Genomic DNA, 12,345 nt, shown 5'->3' with positions numbered 1-12,345 from the left:
ATGGCAACACAGGATTTTCTGGTCGAACTGGGTACCGAGGAACTGCCTCCGAAAGCCCTCAAGCCACTGTCTGACGCCTTCACCCAGGGCATTGTCAAAGGCCTGGAAGACGCTGGCGTAGAATTCGGTGCCGTGGAAAGCTTCGCGGCCCCCCGCCGCCTGGCCGTGCGCATCCGTAACCTGGCCGATGCCCAGCCCGATAAGGCGGTCGAAAAGCGCGGTCCGGCCGTAAAAGCGGCCTTCGACGACTCCGGCAACCCCACCCGGGCCCTGACCGGTTTTGCCACCTCTCTGGGCATTACCCCGGACCAGCTCGACACCCTGGAAACCGACAAGGGCGCCTGGCTGGTGTACCGCACCGTCGAAAAGGGCAAGCCCACCGTCGAACTGATGCCCGAGCTGGTGGAGAAATCCCTGGCCGCACTGCCCATTCCCAAGCGCATGCGCTGGGGTGCCGGTAAAACCGAATTCGTACGCCCGGCACACTGGCTGGTGCAGCTTTACGGCAACACCGTGATTGAAACCCCGGTGATGAACCTGAAGCCAGGCAACAAAACCCGCGGCCACCGGTTCCACTGCCCGAAAGAGCTGATTGTGCCGACCCCGGCCGACTACGAAGTGGTGCTGAAGCAGGAAGGCTACGTGCTGGCAGACTTCGCCGAGCGCCGTGAACAGATCCGAGCCGGTGTCAACGCCCTGGCCGAGAAAGAAGCCAACGGCAAGGCCGTGATCGACGAAGACCTGCTGGACGAAGTCACCGCACTGAACGAGTGGCCGGTGCCGCTGATGGGCCGCTTCGAAGACCGCTTCCTGGAAGTGCCGGCCGAAGCGCTGATCTCTTCCATGAAGGAGCACCAGAAGTACTTCCACGTGGTGGATGCCAGCGACAACATGCTGCCGCTGTTCATCACCGTGGCCAACCTGGAAAGTAAAGATCCTTCACAGGTGATCTCCGGTAACGAGAAAGTGATCCGCCCGCGCCTCTCGGATGCCGCCTTCTTTTACGAGACCGACCGCAAGACCAGGCTGGAAGACCGCATCGAGGCCCTCAAGCCCATCGTGTTCCAGGACAAGCTCGGCAGCATTTACGACAAATCCGTGCGGGTAGCGGCGCTGGCGAAGAAGATCGCCGAGGCCATCAACAGCGACCCGGCCCTGGCCGAACGCGCCGCCATGCTGGCCAAGACCGACCTGGTGACCGAAATGGTGCTGGAGTTCACCGACCTTCAGGGCATCATGGGCCAGTACTACGCTGCCAATGACGGTGAGCACGAAGACGTCGCCAAGGCCCTGAACGAGCAGTACATGCCGCGCTTCGCCGGCGACGACCTGCCCACCACCCTGACCGGTTGTGCCGTGGCCATCGCTGACCGTATCGACTCGCTGGTGGGCCTGTTCGGCATCAACCAGCCGCCGTCCGGCACCCGCGACCCGTTCGCCCTGCGCCGGGCTTCCCTGGGTGTGCTGCGCATCATCATCGAGCGCCAGCTGCCGCTGGACCTGCAGACCGTATGCGAATGGGCCGAGCAGAACTTCACCGTGCTGACCGAGAACAACACCGCCAGCACCGTAGTGGACTACATGCTTGATCGCTTCCGCGCCCATTACGACGAGCAGGGCATTGGCGCCGAAGTGTACCTGGCCGTACACGCCCGCCGCCCGACACGCCCGCTGGACTTCGACCGCCGGGTAAAAGCGGTGGAAGCCTTCCGCCAGCTGCCGGAAGCCCAGGCCCTGGCCGGCGCCAACAAGCGGGTGTCCAACATCCTCACCAAGCAGGGTGGCGACAGCATCGGCGAGGCTGTGGATAACTCACTGCTGCAGGATGCCGCCGAAAAGAACCTGGCCGCCAGGGTAGAAGAGCAGGCGCAGAAAGTACTGCCGCTGTTCGAACAGGGCGACTACGCCAGCGCGCTGACCTCCCTGGCCAGCCTGCGCGAGCCGGTAGACACCTTCTTTGACGAAGTCATGGTGATGGCAGACGACGAGGCCGTGCGCAACAACCGCCTGGCCCTGCTTAACCGCCTGCGCAACCTGTTCCTGCGGGTAGCCGACATCTCCCTGCTGCCAACCGCAGGCTGAAGGGCGGCTCCGCAGTTATACGGATAAATTTCCCCACGGATGGGGGTAGTAAAACGGCCGGCAATCCGTATAATACCGGCCGTTGATCGGCGTGTAGCGCAGCTTGGTAGCGCACTTCGTTCGGGACGAAGGGGTCGGAGGTTCGAATCCTCTCACGCCGACCATTTTCCCTCCTTTTTGTATTTCCAAAGATTGATTCCTTACGGGCTCCACCGCCCGAAGCCCCTGAATTTCTGTATCCTTGATAAGTCTGCTAATGTTCTGCCGTAAGACTGTCGCGGAGGGATACATTGAACAAGGCAACGGAATTCAAGTCCGGCAACTTTTCGTTTTTGTCAGAGCACGATTCCTTATTCGTGGAACTGGCCGAATCCGCCGAGCGTGCCTTCGCCAGTGACCCGAACACCACCCTGATCAAACTCCGCCAGCTGGGCGAAGCCCTCGCCCAGCACCTGGCTGCACTGTCCGGTATCGAGTTCGACGAACAAACCAGCCAGTCCGAACTGCTGTACCGCCTGAACCGGGAATTGCGGCTGGAACCGCAGATCAAAGAGCTGTTCCACATCCTGCGCATTGAAGGCAACAAGGCCACGCACCAGTTCCGCACGCAGCACAAAGAAGCCATGGACGGCCTGAAAGTGGCGCGGGCCCTGGCCATCTGGTTTCACCGCTCCTTTGGCAAAGCCGGTGCCGGCTTCAAGCCCGGCCCCTTTGTACCGCCAGCCGACCCAAGCGCTCAGTTACGCCAGCTTCAGGGCGATATCGAAAAACTGCGGCACGATCTTCAACACGCCAATATGGCGCTGGACAGCAGCCAGCAGCTCAGCCAGCTGATTGAGAAAGAAAAAGCCGAATACGAAGCCCTGGCGCTCGCCATGGATGAAGAATCCCGCGCTTTGGCGGAACAGGCCCGCCAGCACGAACAAGCCCTGAGCCAACAACAACAAGCCTACGAGCAAAAGATCAAAGCGCTGCAACAACAGCTCACGGAGCAGGGCGAACAAACCGTTAATCAGCAGCGCCAGCAGGTAGCCAAACAGACCAAAGCCGCTACCCACACCCTGGTACTGAACGAAGAACTCACCCGCATCCTCATCGACCAACAACTGCAGGACGCGGGCTGGGAAGCCGACAGCCAGGACATCACCTTCCAGAAAGGCGCCCGCCCGGAGAAAGGCACCTATCGCGCGATTGCCGAATGGCCCACCAATCACAATGGCGAGAAGGGCCGGGCCGATTACGTGCTGTTTGCAGGCCTTACGCCCATCGCAGTGGTAGAGGCCAAGAAAGAGAACACCAACGTCGCCGGCAAAATCCGCCAGGCCGAACGTTACAGCAAAGGCTTCAAGGTAGACGCACCCTTAGTCGGCGCCTGGGAGTTGATGGGCCGCACCATCGCCTGGCCCGCCGATGAAAGCGGCCATTACCACGTACCCTTCGTGTATTCCTGCAACGGCCGGCCCTATATTCCGCAACTGGCGGAACAGTCCGGCACCTGGTTCCGGGATGTGCGCGAACCCAGCAACCTGCGCCGGGCACTGCCGCAGTTCCACACCCCCGGCGGCCTGCTGGATTTGCTGGAAAGGGACAAGGAAAACGCCGAGAAGTTGTTAAAAGACGAACCCTTCGGTTACCTGAAACTGCGGGATTACCAGCAGAACGCCATTGTCGCCACCGAACACGCCCTGGCCCGTGGCGTGCGCGCCGCACTGCTGGCCATGGCCACCGGCACCGGTAAAACCCGCACCATCATCGGGCTGATGTACCGCTTCCTGAAAGCCGAACGCTTCCACCGCATCCTGTTCCTGGTGGACCGCACCGCCCTGGGCCAGCAGGCCATCGACGCCTTCAACGAAGCACCGCTGGAACAGAACCACACCCTCAGCAAGATCTACAACGTGGCCGAGCTGGGCGACATGGCCGCCGAAGCGGAAACCCGCATTCAGGTGGCCACCGTGCAGGCCATGGTGAAACGCATCTTTATGAGCGACAACCCGCCGCCCATCGACCAGTTCGACTGCATCATCATCGATGAAGCCCACCGGGGTTACACCCTGGACCAGGAAATGACCGAAGGCGAACTGGCCCTGCGGGACACCAGCCAGTACCTGTCCAGCTACCGCCGCGTGCTGGATTACTTCGATGCGGTGAAAATCGGCCTCACCGCCACCCCGGCCAAGCACACCAGCGAAATCTTCGGCAAACCCGTCTACACCTACTCCTACCGGGAAGCCGTGGCGGATGACTGGCTGATCGACCACGAACCACCCATTCGCTACGAAACCCTGCTCAGCCAGAATGGCATTACCTTCGAGAAGGGCAAGCCGGTCGAAGTCATCAACACCCGGACCGGCGAAGTGGACACCACCGAACTGGAAGACGAACTCAGCTTCGAAGTGGACGCCTTCAACCGGCGGGTAATCAACGAGAACTTCAACCGGGTGATCTGTGAACAGCTGGTACAGGAGCTGGACCCGTTCGGCGACGAGAAAACCATGATCTTCTGCGCCACCGACCTGCACGCGGATATGGTGAAAAGCCAGCTCGATAAAGCCTTCAAGGACTTGTACAACGGCCGCTACAACGAAGCCGCCGTGGCCAAGATCACCGGCCAGAGCGACAAGGTGGACCAGCTCATCCGCCGCTACAAAAACGAGCGTTATCCCAACATCGCCATCACAGTAGACCTGCTCACCACGGGCATCGACGTACCGCGCATCTGCAACCTGGTGTTCATGCGCCGGATACGCTCACGCATCCTGTACGAACAGATGATCGGCCGCGCCACCCGCCGCTGCGACGAGATCGGCAAAACCGTGTTCCGCATCTACGACCCGGTAGACATCTATGCCGCGCTGCAGGATGTAAACACCATGAAGCCCCTGGTGAAAGACCCCAACATCACCCTGGAACAACTGGTGGACGAACTCACCGACGACGAGCAGCTGGAAAAGGCCCTCAACAGCCCCGGTGAACAACCCGATGAAAGCCACGCGGATGTGGTACTCAGCCAGCTCAGCCAGAAACTTATGCGGGTGCTGCGCAAGGCCGACAACATAGCCGAAAACCGGCCGGAACTAAAACAGAAACTGGACGAACTGCAGCAGAGCTGGGGCGTGGAACCCAAATCCCTCCACCGGCACCTGCATAAACTCGGCCCACGGCAGGCCTCGGAATTCATCAAACAACACAGCGGCCTGCTGAACCAGCTGGCCGAGGTGAAGTCCCTGGTGGGCAGCGAATACATGCCGTTGATCTCCGACCACGAAGACGAAATCCGCGAACGTATCCAGAGCTACGGTGTACACGACAAGCCGGAAGACTACCTGGACAGCTTCAACGAGTTCATCAAACAACAGCTCAACCAATCCGCCGCGCTGGCCGTCGTCGTCAACAAACCCCGTGACCTCACCCGGGAACAGCTACGGGAAGTAAAACTGCTGCTGGACAACCACGGCTACTCCGAAGCCCGCCTGCAAAGTGCCGTGCGCAACCAGACCAACAAGGACATCGCCGCCAGCATCATCGGCTACATCCGCCGTGCCGCCCTGGGCGAGCCGCTGATTCCTTTCGAACAGCGCGTAGCGGAAGCCATGGATCGCATCTACACCCAGCACAACTGGACCCCGAACCAACGCAAATGGCTGGAGCGACTGGCCAAGCAGCTGGTGCACGAAGTGATCATCGACCGGGAGTTTGTGAACCACCGGTTTGCCGACGATGGCGGGGCCAGGCAGATGAATAAGGTGCTGGGGCAACAGCTGGATACCGTGCTGGAGGAATTGAATGAGGCGATGTGGCCGGAGCGGAGTGCTTGAGAATGCCATGTTTATGGAATCGACATAGGTTTAACCTGTGTCGATTTTTCAGTATTTTTTCGACACAGATCATTGCTATGTTTACCGCATAAACATAGACTGCGCAAAACACACACCTTTGTCGAAATTTTCAAGGAATTTAAACATGGCCTGGCGACCGGATCAGCCTTACAACCAGTTACCGCCGCTTCCGCCTGCCAAAGAAGTGACCGAGACTCTGGGCATCCTCAAAGCCTGCATTCCCGCCCGGGCCGCTCTGGCTGAGCTTAAACAGGCAGGTGAACTGATTCCGAATCAATCACTGCTGATAAACCTTCTGCCACTGCTGGAAGCCAAAGACAGTTCCGAGATCGAGAACATCGTCACCACCACCGACAAACTGTTTCAGTTTTCGCAGGAAGATCAGGGGGCCGATCCGGCCACCAAAGAAGCGCTCCGATATCGCACAGCCCTTTATGAGGGCTTCGTTCATCTTCAGCGCAAACCACTGTGCGCGAGCACCGCTATAGAGGTGTGCAGCACGCTGAAAGGCGTGGATATGGATGTACGTAAGGTGCCCGGGACCATCATTGGCAATCAGGCAACCGGTGAAACCATCTACACCCCACCGGTTGGTGAAGAGGTTATTCGCAACCTGCTCACCAACTGGGAAAACTATCTGCATGCAGACGACGACACGGACCCACTGATCAAAATGGCCATCAGCCATTACCAGTTCGAAGCCATTCATCCGTTCCACGACGGCAATGGACGAACCGGCCGTATCGTCAATGTGCTTTACCTGATCGAACAGCGGCTACTCACCCTGCCCATACTCTACCTGAGCCGCTACATAGTTCAGCACAAAAACGATTACTACCGCCTACTGACCCAGGTTACCCGCACCGGTGAGTGGCAGGAGTGGATTATCTTTATGCTTAACGGCGTGGAGCAGGTATCGTCCTGGACCTGCGCCAAGATCGCCGCCATGAGAAAGCTCATTACTGAAACTGAAGACCATGTCAGACAAGCGCTGCCCAAGATCTACAGCCACGAACTGGTCCAGACCATTTTTGAGCAGCCCTATTGCCGCATCAGCAACCTGGTAGAAAAAGACATAGCCAAACGGCAGACAGCATCCAGTTACCTGAAACAGCTGGTCGAGATTGGCGTACTGCAGGAGAAAACAGCAGGCAACGAAAAGCTGTTCCTCAATCCGCGCCTGCTACGCCTGATGACCAGCGATAGCAACGAGCTTCAGCCTTACCACTGAATTCAGCAACCTTGAGAACACACATGACCAACAACGACATCGTCCAGAAACTCTGGAACCTCTGCGACGTTCTGCGGGACGACGGCATCAACTACTCCGACTACGTCACCGAACTGGTGCTGTTGCTGTTCATCAAGATGGTGCACGAGAACACCGAAGCCGGCACCCTGAAAAAGCACCCGCTGCCGGAAGGCTGCCGCTGGACCGACCTGAACGGCAAATCCGGCATCAACCTGCTGAACGACTACAAACGCATCCTGCTCAGCCTGTCCACCGGCAACGACGGCGACGGCAATCTGGTACACGACGACCCGCTGATCAGCGCCATCTACGCCGATGCCCAGACCCGACTGCGGGAGCCGCGCCATCTGGAACAGATGATCAAAACCCTGGACCAGATCGACTGGTTCAGCGCCCAGAAAGACGGCCTGGGCGACCTGTACGAAGGCCTGCTGGAAAAGAACGCCAATGAAACCAAATCCGGTGCCGGCCAGTACTTCACACCCCGCGCCCTGATCAACACCATGGTGCGCTGCCTGAAGCCGCAACCCGGCGAACGCATCCAGGATCCGGCAGCGGGCACGGCTGGCTTTCTGATTGCCGCCCACGAATACATCAAGAGCCAGACCGACGACCTGTACGACCTGACCACCGAACAGAAAGCCTTTCAGACCACCAAGGCCTACGTGGGCATCGAACTGGTGCCCGGTACCCGCCGCCTGGCCCTGATGAACTGCCTGCTGCACGGCATGGAAGGGGATACCGAAGGCGTGGTGCACCTGGGCAACGCCCTGGGCCAGACCGGTGCCGGACTGGAAAAGGCCGACGTGATTCTCGCCAACCCGCCCTTTGGCACCAGCAAGGGCGGCGACGCCAGCATCACCCGGGACGACCTGACCTACAAAACCAGCAACAAACAGCTGGCCTTTTTGCAGCACATCTACCGCAACCTCAAACCCGGTGGCCGCGCCGCCGTGGTACTGCCGGACAACGTGCTGTTCGAAGCCGGCGTGGGCACCGACGTGCGCCGGGATTTAATGCACAAGTGCAACCTGCACACCATCCTGCGCCTGCCCACCGGCATCTTCTACGCCCAGGGCGTGAAAACCAACGTGCTGTTCTTCACCAAGGGCAGCGCGGCAGACAAGTACCAGGAAGAAAACTGCACCGAAAACGTCTGGGTCTACGACCTGCGTACCAACATGCCCAGCTTCGGCAAACGCACCCCCTTTGGCGACCCGCACCTGAAGGCGTTTGAAGCCGTGTATGGCGAAAGCCCCAACGGTGACAGCGAGCGCAAGGAAGGCGAATACAGCTTCCATTCCGAAGACATCGAACTGCCGGAACACAGCGACGAAAACGAAGGCATCGACCCACGCCTGGCCCACAGCCGCTGGCGCAGCTTCAGCCGCCAGTGGATTGCCGAGCACAAGGGCGACTCGCTGGATATTTCCTGGCTGAAAGACAGCGACAGCGTGGATGCCGCCAACCTGCCGGAGCCGAGTGTGTTGGCGGGTGAGGCGATGGGGGAGCTGGTGCAGGCGCTGGGCGAGCTGGATGCGTTGATGCGGGAGTTGGGGGCTGAGGAGGAGGCTGATGGGGCCCGGGTGCTTTTGCAGGAAGTAATGGGTGAGGTTAAGTAATGGCCCAGCTCAAACTGCCCCAGGAATGGCTGCAAATTCAGCTTGGCGATGTCGCTTCCTACGGTAAAACTCAGAAATGCGAGCTCTCGGATGTCACTGACGACACATGGGTTCTGGAGCTTGAAGATATTGAAAAAGACAGCTCCCGAATAATCAGTCGGAAGACGGCCAAAGAACGGCCATTTAAAAGCACGAAAAACCGGTTTGAGAGAGGGAATGTTCTATATGGCAAGTTGCGCCCCTATCTCAACAAAGTGGTTGTTGCCGACACTGACGGAGTTTGCACCACAGAAATCATCCCGCTCGATTCTGAGCCATTTGTCCTTAACCGATACCTGTTCCATTGGCTTAAAACCCGCGATTTCCTGAATTACGTTAACGATGTCAGCTACGGCGTCAATATGCCTCGGCTTGGTACAAAAGATGGAGTGGCTGCACCCTTCATACTGGCACCCCTCGCCGAACAAAAAGTCATCGCCGACAAACTCGACACCCTGCTGGCCCAGGTGGAAAACACCAAAGCCCGCCTCGAACGCATCCCGCAAATCCTGAAACGCTTCCGTCAGTCCGTGCTGGCTGCGGCGGTGAGTGGGCGGTTGACGGAGGAGTGGAGGAGCCAGAACTCTCTCACTCCCCCAAGAGACACATGGCCTGACTATGAGGAAATAACTAAACCTTTCGATATTCCGAGCAATTGGGCAGGTGTTGCCCTTGGGTCAGTTTCAGAAAGGGTTTCAGTTGGCCATGTTGGGAAAACATCAGAATTCTATACCGATGAAGAGAGCGGCATTCCATTTCTACGTTCCCAAAATGTTCGTCCGGGCAGGATCTCCCTTGATGGTTTAGCCTATATCACCGAACCCTTTCATCAGTCTCTCAGAAAATCTCAGCTGCAGCCTGGTGACCTGTTAATCGTTCGTGTAGGCGCAAACCGGGGAGACGCTTGTGTACTTCCCTCAATATTTCCGCAGGTAAATTGCGCCAATATCGTCTTCGCTCGTCCCCAGCGCGGACTGTCACCTTATCTGAACCTATATTTTCAGTCGCCTCTATCCCAGGAATTGCTATTAGGCACAACTGTCGGTGGTGCTCAAGGGGTAATCAACACCAAGTCTGTAGCTCAGACCTTCCTGGCGTTACCGCCAGTAGAAGAACAAACCGAAATCGTCCGCCGAGTAGACCAACTCTTCGCCCACGCCGACCGCATTGAACAACAGGTCAACAACGCCCTGGCCCGCGTCAACAACCTCACCCAGTCCATCCTGGCCAAAGCCTTCCGGGGCGAACTCACCGAGCAATGGCGCAAGGACAACCCGGAGCGGATCAGTGGGGAGAACAGTGCGGAAGCTTTGCTGGAGCGGATCAAGGCAGAGCGGGCGGCTGTGGCAAAACCCAAGCGCCGAAAAGCGAACGCATAAATAACGCAATCACCTACAAGGAGTGTAAGTAATGGACAAGCAATTGCAGCAACTACACGAGAGCCTGAATCAACGGCTGCAACGCCCGGACGAGCAATCGGACATCGAATTCTGGTTTGCCCGGGACCTTCAGCAGCCCCTCGGATACGCCCGTTGGGAGAACTTCCTTACCGTCATCAACAAGGCCATGGCGGCCTGTGAGGGTACCGGAATAACTGTCGACGATCATTTTCGTGGCGTCACGAAAATGATCAGCCTCGGCAAAGGTGCAGAGCGCGAAGTCGAAGATTTCATGCTCACCCGCTATGCCTGCTACCTGATTGCCCAGAATGGTGACCCGCGTAAACCGGAAATCGCCTTTGCCCAAAGCTACTTCGCAGTTCAAACCCGCAAACAGGAAATCATTGAAGACCGGATGAAACTCCAGGCCCGGCTGGAAGCCAGGGATCGCCTCCGGGAATCGGAAAAGGCTCTGTCACAAAGTATCTATGAGCGTGGAGTTGATGACGCAGGTTTTGGCCGCATTCGTTCCAAGGGCGATCAGGCGTTATTCGGCGGTCGAACAACCCAAGCCATGAAAGAACGCTATGGAATCGTAAAGAGCAGGCCACTGGCAGATTTCCTGCCCACTCTGACCATCGCTGCAAAAAATCTGGCCACGGAGATGACCAACCATAACGTCACTCAGGAAGACTTGAAAGGCGAGCAGGCAATTACACGCGAGCATGTACAGAACAACCGAAGTGTCCGAGGCATGCTCGACCAGCGTGGTATCCAACCAGAACATTTGCCCGCAGAGGAAGACCTCAAGAAGCTGGAGCGAAGGGTCAAAGCTGAGGAAAAGAAGCTCAGCAAGCAAACACCAAAGCTACCGAAGGATGACAACGATGCCTGATGCCCGGGGTCTTCAAACTTAAGCCGGCTGAGGGGCGATGTGCTAAAGTTCGGTTGGTATATTGATTAAAACTGCCAAACTCAGGTGAATTGTGGGAAGCCATCACGAGATCAATGACCTAGAGGCGAGTCTCCTTGGCGTGGGTTTATACACACCTGCCGAGGCCGCTGCTTATACTGGGATTCCTGCGCCGCAGATTCGTCGATGGCTGTTCGGCTACGAGTCTGGTGGGAAACACTATTCCGGCCTGTGGCACCCTCAACTGGAAGGTAAAGCGGATCAGGCTCTGGGATTCCACGACTTGTTGGAAATTCGCTTTGTGAATGCCTTCAGGCGCCACGGCGTTAGTTTACAAGCTATTCGTCTTGCTTCCATGCATGCCCGGGAAATGTTCAATCAGGCCTACCCGTTTACCTGCAAGCGTTTCCAGACAGATGGAAAGGCCATTTTTGCCATCGTGCTGGAGGAAACCGGAGACGAAAGCCTCCTCGATCTGGCGAAGAAGCAGTATGCCTTCAAGCAAGTGATCTCCTCCTCCCTGTATCGGGGTATCGAATACTCCAATAATGAAGCCCAGCGTTGGTTCCCCCTGAACAGGAACCGACGGGTGGTGCTGGATCCCGCCCGGAACTTTGGCAAACCGGTTCTGACAGAGGCGGGTATGACGGTAGAGGCCATTGTCAGTGCCTGGCATGCAGAAGAAAAGAATACTAAACGTGTGGCCTCGCTGTACGAAGTGAACGTGGCTGATGTGGAGGCAGCCATTCAATTTGAGCAAAGGACTGCTGTTTGAAGTTTTTATTAGACAATAACCTACCTCCGCCATTGGCGAGAGCCCTCAATGAACTGTCAAAAAAAGAGGGCCATACCGTTGTTCATTTGAAGGATAAGTTCCCTCCCTCCACGCCGGATATTGAGTGGGTAAAAACCCTGAAAGCCGAGGGCGATTGGGTGGTGGTTTCTCAGGACCAGTTCAAGAAAAGCGATTTGGAGAAGCAGGCGTTTCGCCAAGCTGGCTTAACAGTGTTTTGCCTCGCGAAGCACTGGAGCAAAGCGTCTTACTGGGATAAAGCTCATCAGATCGTTCGCTGGTGGCCAGCTATTCTAGAACAGTCAGAGCGATTCATGGGTGGGGCAACACTGCGAGTGCCATGGCAGTACCGAGGCCGGTTTGAGCAGATCAAATGATAAAGCCAAAGCGACCGAACGCACTAAACTGACCAAAACCTCGAAATTA

8 protein-coding genes and 1 tRNA gene are annotated in these 12,345 nt (G+C 57.5%); all 9 read left to right on the top strand.

The annotated features are described in order from the left end of the window. The 9 genes from glyS to B9Q17_RS04725 all read left to right on the top strand — a co-directional run bounded on the left by glyS (position 1) and on the right by B9Q17_RS04725 (position 12,296). Positions 1-2,082: a glycine--tRNA ligase subunit beta gene (glyS, locus tag B9Q17_RS04765; protein WP_094624330.1), complete on the top strand. Its 2,082-nt coding sequence runs from the start codon at positions 1-3 to the stop codon at positions 2,080-2,082. An 87-nt stretch (positions 2,083-2,169) separates the two neighbouring features. Further along, positions 2,170-2,246: transfer RNA gene (locus B9Q17_RS04760), tRNA-Pro, on the top strand. A 126-nt stretch (positions 2,247-2,372) separates the two neighbouring features. Then, positions 2,373-5,900: a type I restriction-modification system endonuclease gene (hsdR, locus tag B9Q17_RS04755; protein WP_094624328.1), complete on the top strand. Its 3,528-nt coding sequence runs from the start codon at positions 2,373-2,375 to the stop codon at positions 5,898-5,900. A gap of 145 nt (positions 5,901-6,045) precedes the next feature. After that, positions 6,046-7,152 (top strand): protein adenylyltransferase Fic, encoded by a 1,107-nt coding sequence (fic, locus tag B9Q17_RS04750; RefSeq protein ID WP_081193933.1) that lies wholly within the window; start codon positions 6,046-6,048, stop codon positions 7,150-7,152. Between the two features lie 23 nt (positions 7,153-7,175). After that, positions 7,176-8,795: a class I SAM-dependent DNA methyltransferase gene (locus B9Q17_RS04745; RefSeq protein WP_094624327.1), complete on the top strand. Its 1,620-nt coding sequence runs from the start codon at positions 7,176-7,178 to the stop codon at positions 8,793-8,795. After that, positions 8,795-10,213: a restriction endonuclease subunit S gene (locus tag B9Q17_RS04740; RefSeq protein WP_094624325.1), complete on the top strand. Its 1,419-nt coding sequence runs from the start codon at positions 8,795-8,797 to the stop codon at positions 10,211-10,213. Before B9Q17_RS04745 ends, B9Q17_RS04740 begins: the two co-directional genes overlap by 1 nt. A gap of 31 nt (positions 10,214-10,244) precedes the next feature. Further along, on the top strand, positions 10,245-11,108 hold the full coding sequence (gene dinD / locus B9Q17_RS04735) for a DNA damage-inducible protein D (RefSeq protein ID WP_094624324.1): 864 nt from the start codon (positions 10,245-10,247) through the stop codon (positions 11,106-11,108). A 91-nt stretch (positions 11,109-11,199) separates the two neighbouring features. After that, the gene (locus B9Q17_RS04730; RefSeq protein ID WP_094624323.1) at positions 11,200-11,901 is read left to right on the top strand and encodes a DUF433 domain-containing protein; all 702 of its coding nucleotides are present in this window, start codon (positions 11,200-11,202) and stop codon (positions 11,899-11,901) included. After that, positions 11,898-12,296: a PIN-like domain-containing protein gene (locus B9Q17_RS04725; RefSeq protein ID WP_094624322.1), complete on the top strand. Its 399-nt coding sequence runs from the start codon at positions 11,898-11,900 to the stop codon at positions 12,294-12,296. Before B9Q17_RS04730 ends, B9Q17_RS04725 begins: the two co-directional genes overlap by 4 nt. The last annotated feature ends 49 nt before the right edge of the window (positions 12,297-12,345 follow it).

Origin of the sequence: Marinobacter vinifirmus, assembly GCF_002258215.1 — a bacterium.
GTDB lineage: Bacteria > Pseudomonadota > Gammaproteobacteria > Pseudomonadales > Oleiphilaceae > Marinobacter > Marinobacter vinifirmus.
Note: the sequence above shows the minus strand (reverse complement) of the source record. Positions and strands in the feature narration are given on the sequence as shown.

Excerpts from the sequence above, each read along its gene's own strand:
- glyS (WP_094624330.1), top strand. The coding sequence starts at position 1 with ATGGCAACACAGGATTTTCTGGTCGAACTGGGTACCGAGGAACTGCCT.
- B9Q17_RS04740 (WP_094624325.1), top strand. The coding sequence starts at position 8,795 with ATGGCCCAGCTCAAACTGCCCCAGGAATGGCTGCAAATTCAGCTTGGC.
- B9Q17_RS04745 (WP_094624327.1), top strand. The coding sequence starts at position 7,176 with ATGACCAACAACGACATCGTCCAGAAACTCTGGAACCTCTGCGACGTT.
- fic (WP_081193933.1), top strand. The coding sequence starts at position 6,046 with ATGGCCTGGCGACCGGATCAGCCTTACAACCAGTTACCGCCGCTTCCG.
- dinD (WP_094624324.1), top strand. The coding sequence starts at position 10,245 with ATGGACAAGCAATTGCAGCAACTACACGAGAGCCTGAATCAACGGCTG.